Raw genomic sequence first — 21,528 nt, forward strand, 5'->3', positions numbered from 1 at the left:
AAGTTATAACCTCCACACTTACTAGATTCATAAATTTATAATGTTTAATAAGTCTCACAAGGCTCAATGAGCCCTTTTCCCATATTTCAGCAGATGGTAGAGCCCCAGTGGTTTCTCTTCGCCATGCGCCAACCGGACAAGGTTCGGCCAGTGCGCGATAACCGCCAGCAGCAAATATACAGTGACAAGCGCAGGTACCCACCACTCCTCTATGGGAACTACCATCCAGGCATAAATCGTCTCCACGACAAAAAAAGTTAAGGCAAACACCGACATTCTATCAACGATCAGCAGCATAAGAAGCCCACAGACTAGTAGAATCAGTGTAAACAGTGGCTGGAGCGCCATAAACACACCTATTCCTGAGGCAAATCCCTTACCTCCTTTTAGACCCAGCAATAAGGGATAATTATGGCCTACAATTACAGCACAACCCGACAAGTAACCTGCTAGCCTCCCGGCTTCGGCTCCTCCAATTGAAGTCATAATCACCTTGGCAATAAGCACACAGATCAGCGCCTTAAGTAAGTCTATCAATAAGGTCGCTACTCCGTATTTCACGCCAAATACCCGGGCCATGTTCGTCGTTCCGGCATTTTTACTTCCTAGTCCCCTGATATCCTTGTGCATAAACTTGTTTGAGACTATCACCGCTCCGCAGATATTCCCCAGGAAATAGCTGACGACTCCAATTAAAGACAGTTGCCACCAATACTGCATTAAGATAATTTGATCCACTCCTTAGCGTATGTATAACGCAAGCATTTTCAATTGATGACTGTAATAATATGTAACTTATATTGTACAGGAAACTCGGAAAATGTAAAATAATGAACAGGCAGGAAGATTACTCTGAATAAGTGAAAGTATCTTACCTCCGTTAAAAGTCATCATTTATCATTGTCTGCTTTCAGCAAGGACGCCAGAAGTTTCCTCCCGTTTGCTATAACTTTGGGCATGTTATTTTGAGTGCCCCAATAGAGATCTCCCAAAGCCAGCTTAATGCAACAAATTCGAATATGGATCTGCTTTTGAGTCAGGGTCTCTTCTCCGTAGCCTTCAAAAAATGCTAACTTGGCGCGCTCATCCTTAATAAAACATTTCTCAAACAGTACCGAAAAATGGTCCACATCTACGCCCCATAACATGTTCTCGAAATCAATCAGCCCGGTGAAAATCCCGTTAGAATCTACCAGCCAGTTGCCCGGGGTTGAATCCCAGCTTATAGGGACAGGCTTGCTGCCTTCAAAAACACCGGCATTCTGTAGAGCCCACTCCAGCAGTTCAAGCTCAGCAGGCTGAAGAAGCTTTAGTTCCATACATTTGCCGGCCACATCCTCAAGCGTGCTGCGGATATAGACAACAGGATCCGCATGATGATATAGCTCAATGGGATTCCCGTCTTTATCCGGACGGCCAAACCAATCACCGGTCTGTGAATCATGCAGCTGCCTGGTCAGTTGCCCTGCTTTATTGTAAGCAGCGTATCGCTCAGCCGGCTCCAGGTTTGCTTCTCTCATAGTGATTCCATCGAGTGCGGAGATTATGACGGCTTGCCAACTCTCCCCCTCAAAAGCTGCGATAAGCTCCGGGAAATAAGGCTTTAAGCCATTCACCCAGTGGTTGTAGGCATACACTTCGGGATGCCATCTTTGAATACGGCTATGAGTCTTCAGGTAATAACATGTCTGATCTTGATCCGCTTGAATCTTCCACACTCCTGTTCTTGAGCTGCCTTGTCTGTGATCTGAGAGAACTTTAAATGATCCAATACGCGCTTCTACAACAGCAGACAATTCATATGGATAAATCTGTGGCTGATTCAATGTTATCCCCCTTTATGATGGTGATCTGCGCAGGACAAATTTCTGATGGGGATAATCAAATTCCTCTGTCAGCTCATCCTCAACAAATCCAAATTTCTTATATAACGGACGCGGGGCTGCCCCCAGCGGATCATTTGCTCTAAACGTAGTTACGGAAAGCTCCGTATCCTCCGGAAACAAAGATAACATTTGATCGATCATCGCTGTGGCGATTCCTTGTCTGCGGTGATCCGGGTGTACAGCCATGCAGGAAAGACATTTGGCATTATAGGAGAAGAGCATCAGCCCGGCAACCTCGCCAGCATAGACCGCACAGATAGCCGTCCGCCTGTTAATGTTCTTAATTACGGTCTGTTTATACCCCTCCAGTAATTCTTCGCTGTGGAGACCCGGAAAATTACTGCGGACAGCTTCAATCATTGACATCCATGAATCAACATCCTGCATTTCCGCAAATTTCACTTTGTATTGTCCGTTCATTACTTTCGCTCCTTCACTCCGTGATTAACGGGGTATGCCTTGCAGATTAAACTACCCAATTCGGGATGTGATGTTTGAAATATGCTGCTACCTTCTGCATTTCGTTCATCACACATTTTATCGAAGAACATAAACTCAGTGATGCAATCAAAAGGAAAAGACATCAGGCTCTAACCTCTCTCGGTTCAAGCACACTGCGCAGGTATCTTCCGGTATGGGAAGCTTCCACTTGCGCCACCTGCTCTGGAGTTCCCTCCGCGACAACATATCCGCCCTCGTTGCCGCCTTCCGGTCCCATATCAATGATATAGTCTGCCGACTTCATCACATCCAGATGATGTTCAATGACGATGACAGAATGCCCGCTGTCCATCAGCTTGTTCAGCGCAAGCAGCAGCTTCTGTATATCCGCCAGATGCAATCCCGTTGTAGGCTCATCTAGAATATACAGGTTGTGGGCGCCTTTCTTGATCTTGCCCAATTCATAAGCCAGCTTCACTCTTTGCGCTTCTCCGCCGGACAAGGTGGTTGAACTCTGGCCAAGGGTCATATATCCCAGTCCCAGCTCGTTCATAATCCCCAGTTTATGCTTAAGGTACTTATGGTCCTCGAAGAAGATACTGGCTTCTTCCACAGTCATTTGCAGAACATCGGCTATGCTTTTATCCCGGATCTTGATTTCAAGACCTTCTTCAGAGAACCGGTTGCCTTTGCACACCGGGCAGATGGATTCAATGTCAGCCATAAACTGCAGGCTTGTGACGATAATTCCTTCACACCGTGTCCCGTTGGCATGGGTAAGGCTGAAGTCGATTGGCTGATACCCGCGCGCTACGGCATCAGGCTGCATGGCGAACAGGTCTCGGATTTTATCGTATATCCCGATATAAGTGGCCGGATTGGATTTGCTGTTTCTCCCGATCGGTGTCTGATCAATATTGATCACATGGTTTAGCAGCTCCGAACCGAACAGATAATCATGCTCCCCGGCGACAATCCGTGCACCCGTTTTATCTATTCTCAGCTGCTTAGACAGAATCTCGTTGATCAGCGAGCTTTTCCCTGAGCCGGATACCCCGGTCACGCAGATAAAAACACCCAGCGGAATGTCCAGGTCCACATTCTTGAGATTATTCTCCCGGGCTCCCTGAATGGATAAGAAGTGATCTCCCAGATTCCGCCGCTGCTTGGGAATGGGGATGCTTGCGCTTCCGGATAAGTATTGGCCTGTAACCGACTCCGGCTCGTCCATAATATCCTGCATCGTTCCGCTCGCAACAATCTCCCCGCCATGAATACCGGGTCCTGGACCAATTTCGATGATATGGTCGGCAGACTGTATCGTATCCAGATCATGTTCAACCACAATGATCGTATTGCCGATATCACACAGCTTTCTCATCGTATCAATCACCTTGCTCGAATCGCGCGGGTGAAGTCCGATGCTCGGCTCATCCATAATATAGAGCATGCCCATCAGCTCACTGCTGATCTGCGTCGACATTTTGATCCGCTGCATTTCGCCTCCGGACATGCTGTCGCTTCTTCTGCCCAGGTTGATGTAATAAAGCCCGATTTCGATCAGCAGGGAGATTCTCGTATGCAGCTCGCGGATAATGGTCTCTCCTACATCCCGTACCTCTTCCTCAAAGGTCAAGCCATCCAGAAATCCCAGCAGCTCATGCAGCTGCATACGGGTGAGCTGGTCAAAATTCCGGTCCCCGACCGTAATCTGGAGCCGTTGTTTCTTCAGCCTCGCTCCGCCGCATGCCGGGCATATTTTTTCGATCATACACTCCTTGATAAAGGTCGGCTCAAACGCCTCCGAGGTGGATGACTTGCGGATGTATTGCTTGTACCAGTGTTCCATCTCATGCACAAATCCCGCAAACGGCCGGTCCCGGCCGGTAATCCAGTTCTTCTTTTGTGAGGTAGGCGGGTGCAGCATGGGGACGAGTTCGCCTTTGGTGCCGAAGAAGAGCAGCTCGTGAACCGATGTAGGAAGTTCATGGAATGGTGTATCCAGGCTGAAGCCATATTTTTGGGACAAGCTGTACATCATCACCGAGCGGTAGCTGTCTTTGCCCGATGTGTTGAACACCGTGTTCTTCAGCGCTCCTTTATTAATGCTTTTCTCCGGTGCAACCACCAGAAAGCGCGGCTCCACGACATAGGACATGCCTACACCCATGCAGGTATGGCAGGCGCTTGCCGGAGTATTGAAGGAGAAATGGAACGGCTGCATATCGCAAAGGAAGAAATGATGCTCCCGGCAGCCAAAATGGTCGTAGAACCCGTCCTCCACTCCCCCGATCACTTCTACCTTGATCAATATATCCTCATCCAGCGCCAGCATTGCCGCCTCGATGGTCTTAGTCAGCTGTATGTAGGTGTCATGCTTTAAAGTAAACCGGTCAATAACCATCTCAATCCGGTATGTTACGGATTCATCCAGCTCAATCTCTTCCGACAATGACACAGGAGCTTCGTCAATAAGCAGATGCTTGAAGCCTTTAGCCCGCAGCTGCTGAAAAGTATAGCTGTAGTCTTCCCCGTAGATTTTGTATACAGGGGCCCGCAGCTCAACGACCGTACCTTTAGGCAGTGCCGAGATATGCTCGGCGATCTGGGCCGCAGACAGCTGCTTGAGCGGATGGCTGCATTCCGGACAATGTCCGATGCCCGCTGTCGCGAACAACAGCCGCAAATAATCATTGGTATCCGTCACAGTCCCTACGGTGGAGCGGGGATTATTGTTTCCCTTTTTTTGTTCTATGGCAATGACCGGGGACAAGCCCCGTACAGAATCAACCTTTGCTTTCTTCACCTGGCTGATCCGGCTTTTGGCAAAATTCGAGATCGAATCAAGAAATCTCCGCTGGCCCTCCCCATAGATGACATCAAACGCGAGTGAGGATTTGCCGGAGCCGGAAACCCCGGTGATGACCGTTAACTTGTCCCGCGGAATCTCTACCGAGATATTCTTGAGATTGTTCTGCTTGGCCCCCGATATTTCAATTGTCGTGCGTACGGACATATGCGAATTCCCCCTTCTTTTTATGGAATATACAAGAAACCAATTTCCTCGACGGCCGGTTTGCTCTTGGAGGTGATGCGGATCGTTTGTGACACCTTCTCGATGACACCCTTCCCGGCCATATACTCCAGGATGTTGATCAGGAAATGACTTTGCATATGAAAATGCTTCGCCAGCAAGGTTACGGTCTTCATCTCCTGATCTGCCATAAATTCAATGACCGGGCGCTTGATCATGTCGAGATGACGGTCCAGGACTTGTTCTATCGTGTCAATGGCGTTCTGAATTTCATCCTCACTTAAGCGCCTGGACATTGGGTTCTGATAAAAGGGGGCCATACGTTCCGGACTGTGTTCGAGGATCTTCAGGACCGACTCCCGGATCGGCGGCTCACCTTGTGAGCACAGCTCCATGTTGGCTATCAGATTGCCTGCCTTAAGCAAAAAATACTGGGCATAAAGCAGATCTTTGCGCACCGTCAGCCATTTTTGGCATTTGTGGTACACATCAATCAACTCACAGGCATTCCAAAGCAGGGACAACGCAATATCATAGCTTCCCAGCTGCTTGAATTCTTCGAAGTAGTCATAGAGACTGTCATCAGAAGTATAGATCATCCGCCCCTTCGCAAAAAAAGACTGCGGCATCGAGCCGCCGATCATCCGTTCAAAGCCCCGCTTAAAGGTACTTCTCTCAAACAGCTGGACGTTTATAGTAATTCCATCCTCCACGAGACAATAAGCGTTCTGTTGCAGGGTTTGATCGCGGACGACCAGGCCCATGTCGATATCGCTTTTCTCCCAGACTGAATCATAAGCGAGACTTCCGCACACAATGACGGCAATAACGTTCGGATCTTCCCTGACCCTGTCCACGAAGCTTTCGGTCGCGGCCAGGTAGCGGTCTTTTAACTCCAGCAGTACTCTATCATCCATATCCAATGATCCTCCACCCGCTCCATATGATTGAAATCGCTTGCCGATTCTGGAGCTTGTGGTAAAATTATACTTCACGTTTTCCATGAAAACCGGACAGAAATTGCTGGAAGGGAGACTCCTATGGATCATTATTTACTGGAAACTATCAACCGGACAACGGAATATATTGAAGAGCATCTGCTGGAAACGCTCTGTCTTGATGATATCTCCGGGCATGTCAATGTCTCCAAATTCCACCTGCTGCGCATCTGGAAAGGGGCTACAGCCACTGGCCTAATGGAGTATGTGCGCAGAAGGCGGATTGCCCTGTCGCTTGGCGATCTGCTGAATCAGCGGAGCAGCATTGAATATATTTCCGCCAAATACGGCTTCAGCTGTGAACGGACCTACAACAGGGCTTTTAAGGAAGAGTATCATGTCACTCCGGCCAAATGGCGCAGATCGCCTTCGCCGCTGAATATCCTGGACCGGTTCAATGCCGACTTTATGAGCCGCGCCGGAGATGGCCTCGTTTTTTTTCGCTCCATCTCGGTATTGCCCCCTTTTTCAATAGCAGGGCCCACCTATACTATTTATGCAGAGGACAACCAGCTGTCCCAGGCTGCGGCCCGTTATGGTGTCGAATTCTTCACGCTTTCCCGTTCCAGGATTATGAATCCGGTAGAGAAGGATGTCTATATCGGCTTCACTTCCATTCCCGAGCCCTTTACCGGGTCTATGATCTACCAGCCCTCCCTGCAAATCAACCACAGCAGCATCATCCCGCCTGACCTGAATATCAAACATATTAAACCGCATAAATACGGTGTATTTACCTATATCGGGCTGCATCGGCCCGAGGAGATTACCCCGCACTCTCTGAGTGAAATCTGGGAATACATCACCTCGACCTGGATGCCGACTGTACCTTTTCAATTAGAGGAGAAGTTCAGCTTTGAATATATTAATTACGCCAAGGGCAACAAGCATTATTGCGAATGTGATCTGTATTTTCCGATATCGGGATTATGAATTACATACAACAAACCAAGCCCCAGTACCTCAGAGCTTGGTTATTTTGCGCGCTATAAAGGGAATTACGTTCTAAATAGAACACTATATTTCTTTCTTCCACACGGTCAGCTCCACGTCCAGCTCAAAACCGATATGCTCATAAAAAGGCTGCATGGGACCCGTATATGCCTTGACCATCCCCATTGCCCGCAGCCGGTTTAGAGCTTCATAAATAATCGTTCGCCCCAGCCCATGCAACCTGTAATCCCTATGAGTACCCACCGGTTCAAGTATGCCCATCTTGTTCTCCTCATCCAGAAAAGCATTGCAGAAAGACACGACCTCCCCTTGCCCATTAACAAGTGACAGATCAAGCTCAGGCCGATAACCGGGAGCTTCAGCAATCCCACCGTAGTATTGAAGCATCTGCTCCGCATATGGAGTTCCCGGATAATTGAACGCCATAATATGCCCCTGCGCCTTAGCCCTATTAGAGACATCCGCTCCAGAGCAAAGAGTGAACCCCGATGGAATCTCCACAGGAAAAATCCGGTCCAGCGCGATAGAAACGAAATTATCGCTTTCGTTCGGAAGAAGCTCATATCCGCGACTTAGCGCCATCTTTTCCAGCTGTGGCATAAAGGCCGGAATAGCCAGTTTGCAATAACCGGCTGTTCCCTGGCGGGACTTCTCTTCAATGAATTCGAACATTTCCATGAGCAGGCTTTCCTGCGGCTGTTCTGTATCGAGCTGGAAATAGAAATCGCCATCCTTGCAGGCTACGGCAACCAGCTTACCGTCCTCTTCTTCCCATAACCCTATATTCTGCTCCCATTCGGGAAGCCAGCCGGCACTCTTTTGCAGGAAAAAAATCTCAAATTCAAAGCGTGCAATCAGCCAACTATTCGGCCGCCCAAGTTTACTATAAACATGTGAAATAAATTGGCGTACTTTCAGCATATCTTCCGGAGTGTAGGCTCTGAACCGTGCTGTCATCGTTAATCATCCCCTTAGTCTTCTGTATGACCTTATTGTAAGGAAATTGCAGGCTGGGATGATATACCGAGATCTCTTATTAAAAGTTGTAAACCAGGCCGCATCTAATTATTTTGGTGTATCGTCCCCCACTCACATAAACCTTCCAAAACAGGTAATAACGTTTCGGCTTTATCTGTGAGACTGTACTCGACTTTAGGGGGAACTTGTGGATACTCTTTCCGTATCACCATACCGTCAGCTTCCAATTCTTTCAGTTGTGAACTCAATGTTTTATACGTAATAACTCCTATCTGTCTTTTCAGATCATTAAAGCGAACCGGTTGGTTTTCTGCCAGCAGGTACATAATCACCATCTTCCATTTACCGCCAATAACGGACAAGGTATAACCAAATGGTGTATCTTGAATGTTTTTAACCTTACCTTTATATTCAGCCATACTCATATTTACACTATCCTTTCTGGTAGTACCTATCAAAAAAGTGCGTACTATATTTTTATTTACGTTCACTTTATACTGACCTTACTTTGAAGTAAAGGAGAGAAAAAAATGGCTACTGTCAAAACCTACAATCACGATCTTTGGGATCACGGCATCACCCAGGGCTATAGCGTCAACGGCACCATCTACATTTCGGGACAATTTTCCCATGATACGGAGGGCGCGTTCGTTGGCGAGGGCGATATCGAGGCACAGACCCGGCAGACGCTGGAGAATCTCGATCGCGTGCTGGCGGGATTTGGTGTCACGAGGTCGAACCTCGCTTATGTGGAGATCTATCTGACAAACGCGCAAGAGCACTTTGAGACATGCGTCGGACTGTTCAAGGAATACATGGGAGAACACCGGCCAGCCGGCAGTCTCGTCGGTGTGGCCTTCCTGGCTTACCCTGAGCAACTGCTCGAAATCAGTGCCGTCGCACACACCAACTAACTCCATCATCGCACCCTGAAATCCAGCGCCTTACGCTGTCGCAACACTAAGCTGCTCACGGTCACTCACAAAGTTAAAAACCCGCAGATTCATCTGCGGGTCAATATTATCTCTTCGAATATACGATTTTCTTAATACTCTCTACCGACAATCCGAACTGGTCAGATAATTGATCGATGGTCACACCCTCGCGAAAACTCTGGCGGATCTTTTCATTACGGACAACATAATAGTTAGCCGCACCTGAATTCTCGCCCCATTTTCTCCGCTCGCTTGAACGGGTTGGAATATAGATCAATTCCCCCTGAATATACCGCTGGATCTCTTGGAGTAGTCGTTCCGGGAATACATCCGTCGCTCTTATATAATCCATAATGGGCTCGCTCCTTAAAATAGAATAGATATTCTAAGGGCAAAGCCTGCTTTAATAAACACAACTTTTAAGTTACTACAGGCGAATTTATTCCTTCGCTCCATGCCAAGCTTCGCCCTGTTTATTCCGCAGGCTTTGCATGGAGCTTGTTGAGTACGAAATCAATAATCTGGTACAAGGTTTACACCCCCTAATCAGCGCCTTATTCACCAGGCAAAGTTACAGATCATGGTATTCACAAATCTTACTGTAAAATATAAATCCAAACAAGGCAACGACTAAAGTAACACCTTCCCGGAGTTTTGAAAGAATAAAAAGCCGCCCAACTCCCGAAGGTGTTCAGCGGCTTCTTGGGCTGGTTTTATTTATTGGCCAGCATGATATTCACGATAGAATCCAGCTGCAATTCCAGGGAATAAGGGTCCCCCATATATTCAGGCAGCATCTCCAGCGAAATATTCTCCGTTGGCGGAAGCTTCAGCATTTGATAGATCGTGGGACTGCCGTAATTCCCGCAAAAGAAAAACGCCACCCCAATTTCTCCAGTGACGTTAATATACTAGGATTGCTGATATACCGTAGCTGTGATCTTATCTTTCGGACAAATAAACATATAATAGATGCCCTCTCCGTAAGGGCCAAGCTGCGACCAATCCAACTGGGCTATAAACATCATATTTTCAGAGCAGCAGGGACATACCGGATATTCCGCATCCTGAATCCAGGTCGGGTGTCCGCCAACCTGCGAGGCTGCGGGTTCCAGTGTCCACTCCACGGCATGATATGCATTTCGCGGTTGGGCAGCGAGATGCAGGCGGGGTGCAGCGGCTAAATATTCGTCATTATCGTCCACAAGATTAAGATCCGGCAAAGGTTGCGGTGCTTGATTGTATAAGCTCCAGCGGGGTTCTCCTTGAGCTCCAGTTTCCATATAGATCACACTGTAACTGCCGCAGGACAGGCATGTATCCACCTTAAGCCACTCATCTGCCAGAGCCAAATCACGAACCGACGGATGATTATTCCGCAGCTCCATCAGCCGCGTAAACCCGTTGCCGCACCACGGGCATTCCTCCGGGCCCGCTCCCAGAAACCGTGCCGGTTCATTCGCAGCAAGGTCAGCATTCAGCGGTTCTGCCGCCCGTTCAATCGCAAATCCGGTGTGAGAAAACAAATCCCGCCGCACTCCGGCTTCTGTAAGCTCCCAGCCGGCCTCAAGTGAGTATTGATCAGGTGAAACAAAAAGCTCTTTCGCCCACTGGGGCGGTTGCTCCCGCCACTGCTGAAACTGCTGAACAACCCGTCCGTCTCCTATCCAGGCTAAGGCCAGCAGCAGATGATTGCGGTTCTCATTATCCTGTTCCACCTGTTCCAGCAGCTGATCCCGGACCTCTGCTGAAGCATCTTTATACAAAATCCCCGGGTAATACAGCTCATGGCAGATAAGCGCAGGGATACAGTCTGTAAGCCGCACGTTGTTGTAACAGAGCAGCGACAAAAGAATATCCACGCTGGTCTCCTCGTCACCGGCACCGAGCAGATCTAATGCATATGCCTCCATCCTCTCCGCATCCTCACCCGACAAGGCAGAATACACCTGCTCGCGGTTTAAGGGATATGGCAGATAGCGGATCAAAGGGTCGTAGGCTTGTTTTGCATGCATAATCTTAAGCACTTCCACCGGATCAGCGATTCCTTTATATAGATCCACATCCCTGCGGTGCTGTTCAATATAAGCCTGGCGTTTGCGGCGTTCCTGTTCCTGATAACACGGCATGCAGAATCCGCCCGTTTTGTGGGCAGTAGCCGGTAAAATGGTTGCCGCACAGTCTTGGCTTTGGCAGGGAATCCGTTCCGTCACTATTTTCCACCTCACTTACAGGTTCGCCCTGAGTTATTTCCCCTGCTTCTGCAGCTTCTTCTTTTTCGCTTTGTCCGCTGCTTGTTGAAGATTCTCAGCCACTCTAAATTCGACGATCCGGCTGATTAAATCATAGGGCATCGGCTTATCTAAAGGGAATTGAACGGAACCTTTGGCTCCCTTATATTCCGCCAGCTCCTCTTTGAAGGCTTCAACCCCGCTCGGTGCCGGATACAATCCAATATGTTTCTTAAATGCCGCAAAATGGACCAGATTGCCATGCAGCTCGAAAGTAGGCATCTGATAACTTATCTTTTCTTTCGCCTCAGGGGCCGATTCTTGAATGACCTTTCTCAACGTTTGGAGGATCTCCTGAACTTCAGGAGCAGATCTCGAAATATAATCATCCACAGATTCATAAGTAATTTTGTTGTCCATAACGTTTCTCTCCTTTAGCCTGCCAGCGGGGAATCCCCCAGCATGAATTATTTTTTTCTGATCTTTTCTGTTTCCCGCTCGTAGATATCAATGTACTCCTGCACCGCAATCTTGCGGCTCAGTTCGGCAATAAGCCCGTATGGAATGTTGTTTGTTTTTTTGAACCGGATACATGATTTGCCCATATCAAGCTTTGTCTGGACATGCTTCGGATACTCCCCGCGGAACCACGCCAGTAGCTCAGGGTGCATATACACTCCCATATGATACAGTGCGATAAAATTCTTTTGTGAGGCTATGCTTATAAACGGAAGAGGCTGTTCAGCATTCACGTGATAACCCGGCGCATACAAGTGATGTGGAACAACATAGGTAATCATGCCATAGGACATCGTTTCCTCGAAGCCGCTTGGAAGATTCCCCTTGATTGTGCTCCGTAGCTGCGCAATGGCTTCCTGACGATCTTCCGGCAGTTGGCTGATATAGTTTTCCGGACTTTCCGACTCGTATTTCATGCTGACCCTCCTCGAAGAAAACACTTTAATTTATCTCAATATTAAATTGAATCCGGAAACTAGACAAGTTTAAGTCAACGCCGCCTGTTTCTTTCCATCCGGCAGCCCGTTGAAAATGGGTGAATGGAATAGGCATATCGCCTGATCCATGTATCCATGGCAAACGTATACTATGGTACATTCACACAATAAAGTTGAGAGAGGAATTAGCATATGATCGAACTTGCGTTAGCTTTACAGGATCAGGATGGACACTATGCCGAGCATGCCGGAGTTGTTTTAGCCTCGGTTTTCCACAATACCGCTTCCCGTGTTAATGTTCATATTTTGCATGATCAGACTTTAACGGAAGAGAACAAGTCAAAGCTCATGAGACTAACAAGCCGATATAAACACACCATTACCTTCTATCCCATTACTCTTCCTGAAAACATGCTTCAGGTAATGGAAAATGTAGGCTCGATTAATGTGTGGACACAGGCATGTATGTACCGCTTGCTTCTTCCCGCACTTATCCCGGTTGAAAAAATCATCTATCTGGACTGCGATGTGCTGGTCAATATGGACCTTGAAGAGCTGTGGCGAATTGATCTGGGACAGTATTATTTAGGCGCGGTTTGGGATCAGGGCATTATGGAAGTTGCACATGTTATCAATTCCAAAGGTTTGGTTCCCGAGCGTTATTTCAATTCCGGAGTGGTTCTGTTTGCCCTGAATACTATCCGGTGCCACCAGGAATGGTACGAAGAAACACTGCACTTTTTACGCAGTTTCCCGGATTCCACGATGCCTGATCAGGATGCATTGAATGCAGTTTTCGGAGGGAATTACCTTCAGCTGGATCGACGCTTCAATTTCTTCAACCAGTCTATACCCAATCATGACTTCCATAATAAAATTGTCCATTTTACCGGAACGGAAAAGTTTTGGGATCAAAACTCTCCGGGGGCAGGGCTGCATCATAAATACCTCAGCCTGACGCCGTGGAGAAAATTCAGAACGTATTTGAAACGGAGAAAGCGGAAAGTCACCCACCTTAAACTTCGTTACAAAAAAAGCAGAAGACTTCACCTGAAAGTGAAACGGTCGAAGACTCTCCGCCTCTCCTTAACCGAACTAAGCATCATCAGACGGCTCAGAAGCCGTAGAGCGAATCTTCTCAAAGCCAAAAGAAAAAGCCGTTATACTAGACATTAGCTTGGAGCAAACAGCCATATTCAATGATATGGCTGTTTGCTTTTAATTTAATAAGGACTATATAAACTAAACGAGCGTAAAATATGGAGGACTGTAAAGAAAGTAAAAAGGAGCTAACACGATGGAGGATTCTTACATACAGGCAGCGGCAAAACTTAGCACTCTCTTGTTCATGATCATTGCTTTGATCCAATTGCTGCTGACGTTCGGTTTGCCCTGGGGCGAAATCACAATGGGCGGCAGATATAAAGGCAAATTGCCTGGAAAGCTGCGTTTGTTCAGTCTGCTGTCGGTTTTCATTCTCTTATTCTTTTCAGCAGTTTCGCTGCAACACGCCGGAGTCCTTGCCTCAGGATTCAGCTTCCATTTCACATCTATTTTTATCTGGATCATTGCTGTTTATTTGGGCCTGAATACGTTCGCCAACCTTTTCTCCAAGAGTCCAAAAGAAAAATGGATCATGACCCCTTTAGCCGGGATAGCCTTCTTGTCCGTGTTAACAGTGGCCATTTACGGGTAAGCACCGGTCAACAATTTCACCCATCTTATCGAAAGATAGGATCAACTCTCCATTTCCTCCAGCCAATCAATGCAGACCGGTATAAAATCAGCATAATCCGCAATAGCTTGTATTGTCGGTATGACTTGACTCGTTCCCAGCTCTTGTTCCGCAGCGTCTGTGCTTTCCACTCCTAGCGAGCGTTTGATGCTATAGCTGAGCCAGTCCAGCTTCCCTTGAAATCCGCAATTCAGCACATCATGCCAGTTATCGCCGATCTTGCCTCCATGCTTGCGGTATGTGCTGATCATTGTACGGAAAGCGTCTTTGTTAACATTCCCCGTCTCAGAGCCCGACCAATACAAAGCTACTTCGATCAGCTCCTGCATGGGGTTAACCGCCCCGGCGGCTTCCCAGTCAATGATAACCGGAACATGATTGTTATCCCATAACACATTTTTCGGATCTAAATCTCTGTGACTGATCACCTTGTTATTCATCAAAGCAGCCCCTGCTGCGTTCGCCTGCTGCTCCCACTTTTGCAGCTTATTCAAGTATTCTGTCAGCATGGACGACCATTCCAAGTGAGCTTGCTCTCCCTTGAGGGCGTAACTCTGCCAATCCACGGTTGACGGTACATAATCTTCCTTGGCTGAATCAGCTTCATCTGTAAGTTGAGAGAAGTCTATGCGATGTATGCCCGCGAGAATTCCGGCAATTTTCTCGCAGGCATCTATATCAATGGTCCCGGAGGATAGCGGCTTACCGTCCACCCAAGGAAACAGCAGCACATATTGACCCTCTACTTCATGCATAAAGTTCCCCTTCGATACGATAGCCGGAAGAGCGTTTATACCTTGCTCACGGGCCAGAGTTGCCACCTTTTCCGCAAAAACATAGTTCTCCATCGCTGTGCTCCGCTTCATAATTTGCGAATTCAGCACTTTTACGGCATATTCAGCCCGGTCCGTAGTTAAGCGGTACATTTTATGAAGGAACCCGCCGAAAATTTGTTCCGGCTGTGTTGTTAATTGCCCCAAATCGTAAGCTGCGCACAGCTTGTTGAAATCGAATTGCTGATGCAAAGTTTCCATAGTCCTATAATCCTTCCACATAATTTAATTGGCCCGGCCTTCGGCCTCATTCTAACATAGAATTGGTTATTTCTGGTGTGAAGAACATGGTTCTGAAATGGAGGGTTATCTACTTTCATTGTAGAGTTGGAATTTTCAAGGTATAATTTAATTTATAGGTCGTGAAGAACACGCCGCTTCCACACTACTCCTCTCTCGAATATCAATCCGGGATGAGTGGTGAGAAAGCGGCTTTTTCTTTTTGTTCGTAACAATTCTTAAACGGTATGAAATGACCATAGTCCTAGGGAGGGAACGCAATGGCTCGATTTGAGCAGCAGTACATGGAATGGTTAGAAAAGAATCTCACGAATGAGCTTAATCCTAGACGGAGGGAGCTGCTGGCCAAAGGTTTGGGACATGGAACGGTTGAATTTTTAAGGAGAGTCTGGTTCCCGGCAGTCGGGAATTTTGACCATCTGTTTCCTGAATGGGAGGTTCGGGATTTCAATAATGGCTACCGGTATTTGGATTTGGCCTACATGCCAGGAGGTGCCAGAGGCGGAATTGAAATTCAGGGCTATGGTCCGCATGCCAGAGATCTTGATGTCAGGAGGTTCAAGGATCTGTGCATGCGCCATTGTTTGTTATCGCTGGACAGCTGGACTTTTCTTCCGATTGCCTATCTATCAGTTATAGAAGAACCGAAACAATGCCAGCAGCTTGTGCTCGCTTTTATCGGCAAATTCATCGCAACCGATGTTCCCTCCACATTAACCTGGCTTGAAGCTGAGACTCTTCGTTATGCGAGACGGTTACTGCGTCCGTTTACACCAGTAGAACTGACTGCACATCTGAAGGTAACCAATCGCCATACCAGAAGAATCCTGCAAAACTTGGTTGAACAGCAGCTGATTGACATTGAGAGCGGCAAGCAGCGTATACGTACCTACCGGCTTCGGTTATAACAAGTTAATCGTTTGGGACTATGAATGGACAGGCTGAGGAGGACAGGCTGAGGAAACACGCAGCATTGCAATAATGTGCATCGAATAACCTCAAGCGGACCGGGGAGACCTTATTTGCAAAAATTCGGACCCTATACCCGACTTTCGGACTCAGATGCAGCTATTTGCTCAACTCACTTCTATTTAGGAGTAATTGAAGGCGAATAAAGGCTATACGGTCCGCGAACCTGGTAAAAAGAGCTAACCAGCATAAATAGAGGCTATGCAGTCCGCAGCTTGCGGGGATAATCTGCTAGGTACGTATTCTGGTACTTCTTCAGGCGCGTACTCTGGTACTTCTTCGGTACTTCTTCGGTACTTCTTCGGTACGTATTCTGGTACTTCTTCTTGTGCACTTCCAGTGCGCTTCCGGTGCGTTTTCCGGTAGTTTTCGGGTACGTTACGTATTCTGGTACTTTTTCGGGCGCGTTACGTATTCTGGTACGCATGGTACATATTCCCTGACGCTAGCGCCCGATCGAGCACACCAAGGAATCGCGCAGCCGCCTATTAGTAAGTACTCACCGAGTACTGGCCATCTGGTGTTTATAACAACTCAAAGAAACGGCATTTCTGCCGTTTCTTTGGATGCATTGCCAGAGAGTTACCCTTTACCCTCTATTCAAAACTCTGCAGCAGCCGCTCCACATACTCCGCGGAAACCTCGGCACGCTTGCGCAAATTGCTCTCCCGCCCCAGCTTCAAATAAGAGGATAGCAGCTCTTTCATAGCAGTGCCTTCGTCAATAAAGCTGCGGATATAGCCCTGCGGCTGTGCCAAGTGCAACGCGGCTCCCAATTTACCAAGGGCCGTCTCCGTTTGTCCCATACCCTGATAAAGCACACTCTGCAGGATCAGCACCTGAATCTGGCCCCGCTCACGGTCCTCGTGGCATAACAGCTGATACATCCGCTCCAACAGCTGCAGTGCATTATCTGATTGTTCGCAAGCCGCAAGCACTCTGGCCAAGATCAGATGCTCGGCAATAAGGTTCAGAGACACCTCGTCCGTATAGGCTACATCGCAGCTCTGCAGCCAGGCGCGTGCCTCTTCCACCCGGCCCTGCTCCAGTGCCAAGAAGGCTTGCTCCGCTTCAACTCTTTTCATAAATAGCAAATGATCCGGAGAATCAATCTGTGAGCCCAGACCGGAAAGCAGCTCCGAAGCACCTTCAGGATCCCCCTGGGCAGTATGAATTCTCACGGCGCTCACGGTAAGGTGAATCAATATCCGTGCATAAGGCTTGATGTCCTCACGCTTGAGCGCCTTATGAATAGAAACAGCAGCTTCCTCCAGGCGGTTCCACTCATAGAGCAGCTTGGTATAGGAGACAAACAGGAAACCTACAAAAGGATATTCCCGCTTACTCTCCCAGACAGTTATCCACTTCACCAGTGTCTCTTCTGCATAATGAAGATCGTTAATATAGACCAAATGATCATCGAAGGCATCATATCCCTGGTGTCTGTTGCGCCCCATCGTTTGAAAAAAGCTGCCCTCCGGGATATGCTGCTCCATCTCTTCGAAGTATCTCGACATGGTTACCAAGTCTTTGCGCAGATAGGCAGAGACCGAACTCATGAAGTAGATGTTGCCCATCGCCTGATGATATGCTTGTTCGCTTAAAGTGGCTTGCAGGGTTTGGAATGAAACCTCAGCCTGCTGAATTCTTTTAAAAGCTGCTTCCCATTTCCCCACTCCGAGCAGCACAGAGATATAGAAGACTTCCACCATTGGTTTCCCGGCATAATAATGTTCCGGAATGACGGATAACCATCGGTTCAGCACAACACTTCTGGATTGCAATAGGTGAAGGATATTCTTCTCAATCAACCGGACAGCGTCCTCGTATTGGTTGCCCTCCAAGTAATGTTCCACCGCTTCCGCTTCAAATCCATAATGCTCCCACCAATGCGCCACATGGATATGGGCCTCAGTTATTTTTGCCGGATCTTCGGCTGTCAGCTGTTCCTGCAAGAAATCAGACAGCAAATGATGATACCGGTACCAGTTTCTCTGATCATCCAAAGGGATAATGAACAAATTCAGCTGTTCCAGGCTCTCCAATTGCTCCTGGCAATCCGGCTGGCCGGTTACCACTTCACAGATGGAATGGTTCATTCGGCTCAGGATCGAGGTTTCCAATAGAAATACGCGTATGGACTCAGGCAAATGAGAGAACATTTCCTCCAGCAAATAGCGGGAGATGTCCTGATGCTGGCCTCTAATGCCATCAATGGAGCGGGGGATGTTATCGCTGCTCTTTAGAGCAATTGCGGCCAGCTGCAGTCCGCTGATCCAGCCTTCGGTCTGGTGGTAGAGCTGTGTCACCTGTTTCTTCGTCAACCTTAAATCCGTTGTCTCCCGGAAGAAGATCATCCCTTCATCCAATTGGAAGCTCAAATCCTGCATAGTAATTTTATGTACAGTAACTGCTTCCGTTATACTGCTGGCCAGTATGGCCAGGTCGGTACGGCCAGCGATAAAAAAGTGAATATGAGGCGGCAAATGCTGGAGTAGATAGACCAGCGAATCATGTATTTCCGGGAGACTGATGAAATGATAATCATCGAGTATAATGACCAGATCGGCAGCAGTTTCTCTGAATTCATTCAGCATAACGTCCAGTGCAGGCTCGGAGAAGATTGAGGAACCTTTCTTAAGCAAAGGCCGGATTCTGGCACCAAACCCAGGAAACTGCTCCTCGACCGCAGCTGCCACATAGCTCCAAAATGTGATCCAGTCGTTATCCTGCTTATCCAGGGACACCCAGGCGGCACGCGATCCGCTGTATTTGACCCATTCACTTAACGCTGTTGACTTCCCGTAACCGGCGGGTGCTGATACAACAGTGAGCCTTGCAGTCATTCCTTCATTGATCTTGTTCATCAGACTTGGCCGGGGTACCAGGGAGTTGCGGCCATGGGGGATGTGTAGTTTTGTGCTTTCAATCATTATGTATTTCCTCCAAATTGCAGCAAGCAACCCTATGTTTTAAATTTGTATAGTTAAGCCTATTATATCAGACGATACTTCCGATAATAAAGCTATGTTCTGCCCGAAACCATAGAGAACATAAGGAGTTATAGTGAATCTCAGGAATGCCCTATATAATGGAAGCAGAATAAACAAGTAGGAGTGTAAACGATGCAGCAACGCAAACGGATTCTCATCATTGAAGATGAACAGGACATTTCCCGTATTCTGAAGGATTATATTACATTGCAGGGTTTTGACGTACATATTGCAGACAATGGCGTGGACGGTCTTCGGCTGCTGGAAGCAGTACAGCCCGATTTCATTATTCTGGATATCATGCTGCCTGATGCAAACGGGATTGAGCTGTGCAGACAAATCCGCGATAAAACCCGGACGCCAATTCTCATTTTAAGCGCCCGCAGCAGCGATACCGATAAAGTGCTGGGGCTGGGATTCGGTGCGGATGATTATATGACCAAGCCCTTTTCCCTCAGTGAGCTGGTGGCAAGAATTCAGGCTCATCTGCGCAGAATGGAGAGCCTCGGAACTCCGTTGCCGCAGGACGAACTGATTTCTATCGGTACCCTGACCATCGACAAAAAAGCCTATAAGGTAACGCAAGGCGGTCGTGAGATTTCGTTGTCTGCCAAGGAATTTGAGCTGCTGTTCTTTTTGGCCGAGCACAGAAACCAGGTATTTTCCAAGAGCCAGCTGCTCGATCAAATCTGGGGCTATACCTCCTTTGGAGATGAAAGCACTATAACCGTGTACATACGCCGGCTGCGTGAGAAGCTTGAAGCGGACCCCTCCAATCCTGAGTATCTCAAAACCGTATGGGGAGTCGGCTATAAATTCAACCTGGATTAAATCAAAGAATGGAGCCGCTGAACTATGTATTGGAGAAATTGGTTTAAACCGTGGTTCGCCTCAGCCATCGCTTGTATTGTAATTATGGGGGGCTGCGGGGCGTTCATTCAGTATAGACTTTCGGCTACGGAACAGGATGTTCTTCCGGACGAAGTGGTGAATCAGGCGCGTATTGAGATAAGCGGCATTATGTTAGTTCTGGAGCAGCATCACACAGAAGTCTCCAGTCAGAACAGGATACGGGAAGAACTGCGTAAGTGGAGTGAAGAGAAGCAGCTCCACCTGCAATACACTGGCCTTGACGGTACCATTCTTTTCGACTCCTCTGCTCCACATTCCATGAATAAGGACAAACTTAATCTTAAAAGCGATCTGCATTATGATCTATACAGCTCCAAAACAGCACATGAAATGTTCAAACTGGCCTTTCCGGTTGTTGATCCTGATTCTGGAGTGCAGGCTGGAAATGCGATCTTCACCTTGCCCGGCTCACTCCTCGCTTACAGGCAAACTGCGTCTTTTCCTGCCATGTTCACTCTGCTAATGATAGCCTTGCTCCTCGTGCTGCTGCTTCTATTCCGGCTCCGGTACAAAATCAATCACGACCTCCTTCATCCGGTTAACGGTTTAAAGGATCATGCCGAGGCCATTCTCAAGGGGAACTACGGGCAGAAAGCCGAATATGCAAAGCAGGATGAAATCGGTGAGGTCTACGCCGTATTTGATCAAATGCGGAGTGAAATTATGACGCTAAGCATGCAGAAAGAAGCGCAGAGCAAGGCCCAGAAGGAGCTCATCTCCAATATTTCACATGATTTAAAAACACCGCTGACCATCGTCAAAGCCTATATTGAGGCGATCCGCGAAGGGGTCTGCTCCGACCTGCCGGCGGTTATGGCGTATATGGAGATTATGCAGGCGCAAGCCAACAAGATGGCCATGCTGGTCGAGGATCTGCTGGTGCATGCTTTAAGAGATTTGGACCAAATTTCTGTACATCCCGCGGAGCATTACAGCAAGGAGATTTTCGAGTCCATTCTCAGGCCGATGGGCCCTTATATCCGTACGGCAGGCGTGAAATTTACTGAGCCTTCCGAAATCCCAAACGTGCTGATCCGCATAGATCCTATCCGAATCGAACAGCTTCTATCCAATCTTATCGCCAATGCGCTGAAGCATACATCTGCCGGAGATACGATCCGGGTAGCCATCGTCCAGGAACAGCATCAGCTTACAGTGACCGTATCCGATACAGGCGAGGGAATTCTGCCGCAGGACATGCCCTTTATCTTTGAACGTTATTTCCAGGGACATGCGCCTTCACAATTTGAGAAGCGGTTCAATGAGGGGTCCGGACTGGGTCTGTCGATCTGCAAACATATTATTGAAGCCCATCATGGCACCATTTCCTTTAAAAGCGTCAAACATCAGGGGACCGAATTTTATTTCACCCTGCCTATATGCTGACAGCTCCTTGCCTTGTAATAATTTATTAATAACCTGATAAGCTTATT

The 21,528-nt window shown here is 47.8% G+C and carries 22 protein-coding genes; 7 read left to right on the forward strand and 15 right to left on the reverse strand.

The window, feature by feature from the left end; genetic code table 11:
- Positions 1-63: 63 nt before the first annotated feature.
- The 5 genes from NYE29_RS32990 to NYE29_RS33010 form a co-directional block, all read right to left on the reverse strand.
- A complete protein-coding gene (locus NYE29_RS32990) occupies positions 64-738 on the reverse strand; it encodes a glycerol-3-phosphate acyltransferase (protein WP_340899313.1) in 675 nt (224 codons plus the stop codon).
- A gap of 152 nt (positions 739-890) precedes the next feature.
- Complete coding sequence (locus NYE29_RS32995) at positions 891-1,826, reverse strand: aminoglycoside phosphotransferase family protein (RefSeq protein WP_340899314.1); 936 nt, start codon at positions 1,824-1,826, stop codon at positions 891-893.
- A 12-nt stretch (positions 1,827-1,838) separates the two neighbouring features.
- A complete protein-coding gene (locus NYE29_RS33000; RefSeq protein WP_340899315.1) occupies positions 1,839-2,306 on the reverse strand; it encodes a GNAT family N-acetyltransferase in 468 nt (155 codons plus the stop codon).
- A gap of 163 nt (positions 2,307-2,469) precedes the next feature.
- Positions 2,470-5,343, reverse strand: a complete 2,874-nt coding sequence (gene uvrA / locus NYE29_RS33005; RefSeq protein ID WP_340899316.1) for an excinuclease ABC subunit UvrA — start codon at positions 5,341-5,343, stop codon at positions 2,470-2,472.
- A gap of 20 nt (positions 5,344-5,363) precedes the next feature.
- Entirely contained in the window at positions 5,364-6,278 is a 915-nt protein-coding gene (locus NYE29_RS33010; RefSeq protein ID WP_340899317.1) for a nucleotidyltransferase, read from the reverse strand.
- A 123-nt stretch (positions 6,279-6,401) separates the two neighbouring features.
- On the opposite strand from NYE29_RS33010, the gene NYE29_RS33015 reads away from it, so the two are divergent.
- Positions 6,402-7,292, forward strand: coding sequence for an AraC family transcriptional regulator (locus tag NYE29_RS33015; RefSeq protein WP_340899318.1), 891 nt, complete (start codon positions 6,402-6,404; stop codon positions 7,290-7,292).
- An 84-nt stretch (positions 7,293-7,376) separates the two neighbouring features.
- Here NYE29_RS33015 and NYE29_RS33020 read toward each other — a convergent pair whose 3' ends face one another.
- Positions 7,377-8,270, reverse strand: a complete 894-nt coding sequence (locus NYE29_RS33020) for a GNAT family N-acetyltransferase (RefSeq protein ID WP_340899319.1) — start codon at positions 8,268-8,270, stop codon at positions 7,377-7,379.
- A gap of 104 nt (positions 8,271-8,374) precedes the next feature.
- Positions 8,375-8,716 (reverse strand): winged helix-turn-helix transcriptional regulator, encoded by a 342-nt coding sequence (locus NYE29_RS33025; RefSeq protein ID WP_076113138.1) that lies wholly within the window; start codon positions 8,714-8,716, stop codon positions 8,375-8,377.
- Positions 8,717-8,821: 105 nt separating this feature from the next.
- On the opposite strand from NYE29_RS33025, the gene NYE29_RS33030 reads away from it, so the two are divergent.
- A complete protein-coding gene (locus tag NYE29_RS33030) occupies positions 8,822-9,205 on the forward strand; it encodes a RidA family protein (RefSeq protein WP_340899320.1) in 384 nt (127 codons plus the stop codon).
- A 106-nt stretch (positions 9,206-9,311) separates the two neighbouring features.
- Here the strand turns inward: NYE29_RS33030 and NYE29_RS33035 are convergent, their stop codons facing one another.
- The 5 genes from NYE29_RS33035 to NYE29_RS33055 form a co-directional block, all read right to left on the reverse strand.
- Entirely contained in the window at positions 9,312-9,578 is a 267-nt protein-coding gene (locus tag NYE29_RS33035) for a CD3324 family protein (RefSeq protein ID WP_340899321.1), read from the reverse strand.
- Positions 9,579-9,939: 361 nt separating this feature from the next.
- Positions 9,940-10,110: a hypothetical protein gene (locus NYE29_RS33040; protein ID WP_340899323.1), complete on the reverse strand. Its 171-nt coding sequence runs from the start codon at positions 10,108-10,110 to the stop codon at positions 9,940-9,942.
- A gap of 27 nt (positions 10,111-10,137) precedes the next feature.
- Entirely contained in the window at positions 10,138-11,439 is a 1,302-nt protein-coding gene (locus NYE29_RS33045) for a DUF1963 domain-containing protein (RefSeq protein WP_340899324.1), read from the reverse strand.
- 33 nt (positions 11,440-11,472) lie between these two features.
- On the reverse strand, positions 11,473-11,877 hold the full coding sequence (locus tag NYE29_RS33050; protein WP_340899325.1) for an iron chaperone: 405 nt from the start codon (positions 11,875-11,877) through the stop codon (positions 11,473-11,475).
- A gap of 47 nt (positions 11,878-11,924) precedes the next feature.
- On the reverse strand, positions 11,925-12,392 hold the full coding sequence (locus NYE29_RS33055; protein WP_340899326.1) for a DUF1801 domain-containing protein: 468 nt from the start codon (positions 12,390-12,392) through the stop codon (positions 11,925-11,927).
- 213 nt (positions 12,393-12,605) lie between these two features.
- On the opposite strand from NYE29_RS33055, the gene NYE29_RS33060 reads away from it, so the two are divergent.
- Both NYE29_RS33060 and NYE29_RS33065 read left to right on the forward strand, forming a co-directional pair.
- Positions 12,606-13,589, forward strand: a complete 984-nt coding sequence (locus NYE29_RS33060; protein WP_340899328.1) for a glycosyltransferase family 8 protein — start codon at positions 12,606-12,608, stop codon at positions 13,587-13,589.
- A 121-nt stretch (positions 13,590-13,710) separates the two neighbouring features.
- Positions 13,711-14,109 carry a hypothetical protein gene (locus NYE29_RS33065; RefSeq protein ID WP_340899329.1) on the forward strand — a complete coding sequence of 133 codons (399 nt, stop codon included), beginning with the start codon at positions 13,711-13,713 and terminating at the stop codon, positions 14,107-14,109.
- A 41-nt stretch (positions 14,110-14,150) separates the two neighbouring features.
- On the opposite strand, the gene NYE29_RS33070 is transcribed toward NYE29_RS33065, so the two are convergent.
- Entirely contained in the window at positions 14,151-15,182 is a 1,032-nt protein-coding gene (locus NYE29_RS33070; RefSeq protein ID WP_340899330.1) for a phosphotransferase, read from the reverse strand.
- 299 nt (positions 15,183-15,481) lie between these two features.
- On the opposite strand from NYE29_RS33070, the gene NYE29_RS33075 reads away from it, so the two are divergent.
- Positions 15,482-16,129 (forward strand): transcriptional regulator, encoded by a 648-nt coding sequence (locus tag NYE29_RS33075; protein ID WP_076113130.1) that lies wholly within the window; start codon positions 15,482-15,484, stop codon positions 16,127-16,129.
- A gap of 260 nt (positions 16,130-16,389) precedes the next feature.
- On the opposite strand, the gene NYE29_RS33080 is transcribed toward NYE29_RS33075, so the two are convergent.
- Both NYE29_RS33080 and NYE29_RS33085 read right to left on the reverse strand, forming a co-directional pair.
- A complete protein-coding gene (locus tag NYE29_RS33080) occupies positions 16,390-16,617 on the reverse strand; it encodes a hypothetical protein (RefSeq protein ID WP_340899331.1) in 228 nt (75 codons plus the stop codon).
- A gap of 169 nt (positions 16,618-16,786) precedes the next feature.
- Positions 16,787-19,123, reverse strand: a complete 2,337-nt coding sequence (locus tag NYE29_RS33085) for a hypothetical protein (protein ID WP_340899333.1) — start codon at positions 19,121-19,123, stop codon at positions 16,787-16,789.
- A 192-nt stretch (positions 19,124-19,315) separates the two neighbouring features.
- Here NYE29_RS33085 and NYE29_RS33090 point away from each other — a divergent pair, with 192 nt between their 5' ends.
- Both NYE29_RS33090 and NYE29_RS33095 read left to right on the forward strand, forming a co-directional pair.
- Complete coding sequence (locus NYE29_RS33090; protein ID WP_340899334.1) at positions 19,316-20,014, forward strand: response regulator transcription factor; 699 nt, start codon at positions 19,316-19,318, stop codon at positions 20,012-20,014.
- 24 nt (positions 20,015-20,038) lie between these two features.
- Complete coding sequence (locus NYE29_RS33095; protein ID WP_340899335.1) at positions 20,039-21,481, forward strand: HAMP domain-containing sensor histidine kinase; 1,443 nt, start codon at positions 20,039-20,041, stop codon at positions 21,479-21,481.
- The last annotated feature ends 47 nt before the right edge of the window (positions 21,482-21,528 follow it).

The organism is Paenibacillus sp. FSL M7-1046 (assembly GCF_038007405.1).
GTDB lineage: Bacteria > Bacillota > Bacilli > Paenibacillales > Paenibacillaceae > Paenibacillus_AQ.

What these genes read in the sequence shown, in the direction of transcription:
- NYE29_RS33000 (WP_340899315.1), bottom strand. Translation starts at nt 2,306, where the DNA reads ATGAACGGACAATACAAAGTGAAATTTGCGGAAATGCAGGATGTTGAT.
- uvrA (WP_340899316.1), bottom strand. Translation starts at nt 5,343, where the DNA reads ATGTCCGTACGCACGACAATTGAAATATCGGGGGCCAAGCAGAACAAT.
- NYE29_RS33010 (WP_340899317.1), bottom strand. Translation starts at nt 6,278, where the DNA reads ATGGATGATAGAGTACTGCTGGAGTTAAAAGACCGCTACCTGGCCGCG.
- NYE29_RS33015 (WP_340899318.1), top strand. Translation starts at nt 6,402, where the DNA reads ATGGATCATTATTTACTGGAAACTATCAACCGGACAACGGAATATATT.
- NYE29_RS33020 (WP_340899319.1), bottom strand. Translation starts at nt 8,270, where the DNA reads ATGACAGCACGGTTCAGAGCCTACACTCCGGAAGATATGCTGAAAGTA.
- NYE29_RS33025 (WP_076113138.1), bottom strand. Translation starts at nt 8,716, where the DNA reads ATGAGTATGGCTGAATATAAAGGTAAGGTTAAAAACATTCAAGATACA.
- NYE29_RS33030 (WP_340899320.1), top strand. Translation starts at nt 8,822, where the DNA reads ATGGCTACTGTCAAAACCTACAATCACGATCTTTGGGATCACGGCATC.
- NYE29_RS33035 (WP_340899321.1), bottom strand. Translation starts at nt 9,578, where the DNA reads ATGGATTATATAAGAGCGACGGATGTATTCCCGGAACGACTACTCCAA.
- NYE29_RS33050 (WP_340899325.1), bottom strand. Translation starts at nt 11,877, where the DNA reads ATGGACAACAAAATTACTTATGAATCTGTGGATGATTATATTTCGAGA.
- NYE29_RS33055 (WP_340899326.1), bottom strand. Translation starts at nt 12,392, where the DNA reads ATGAAATACGAGTCGGAAAGTCCGGAAAACTATATCAGCCAACTGCCG.
- NYE29_RS33060 (WP_340899328.1), top strand. Translation starts at nt 12,606, where the DNA reads ATGATCGAACTTGCGTTAGCTTTACAGGATCAGGATGGACACTATGCC.
- NYE29_RS33065 (WP_340899329.1), top strand. Translation starts at nt 13,711, where the DNA reads ATGGAGGATTCTTACATACAGGCAGCGGCAAAACTTAGCACTCTCTTG.
- NYE29_RS33070 (WP_340899330.1), bottom strand. Translation starts at nt 15,182, where the DNA reads ATGGAAACTTTGCATCAGCAATTCGATTTCAACAAGCTGTGCGCAGCT.
- NYE29_RS33075 (WP_076113130.1), top strand. Translation starts at nt 15,482, where the DNA reads ATGGCTCGATTTGAGCAGCAGTACATGGAATGGTTAGAAAAGAATCTC.
- NYE29_RS33080 (WP_340899331.1), bottom strand. Translation starts at nt 16,617, where the DNA reads ATGCGTACCAGAATACGTAACGCGCCCGAAAAAGTACCAGAATACGTA.
- NYE29_RS33085 (WP_340899333.1), bottom strand. Translation starts at nt 19,123, where the DNA reads ATGATTGAAAGCACAAAACTACACATCCCCCATGGCCGCAACTCCCTG.
- NYE29_RS33090 (WP_340899334.1), top strand. Translation starts at nt 19,316, where the DNA reads ATGCAGCAACGCAAACGGATTCTCATCATTGAAGATGAACAGGACATT.
- NYE29_RS33095 (WP_340899335.1), top strand. Translation starts at nt 20,039, where the DNA reads ATGTATTGGAGAAATTGGTTTAAACCGTGGTTCGCCTCAGCCATCGCT.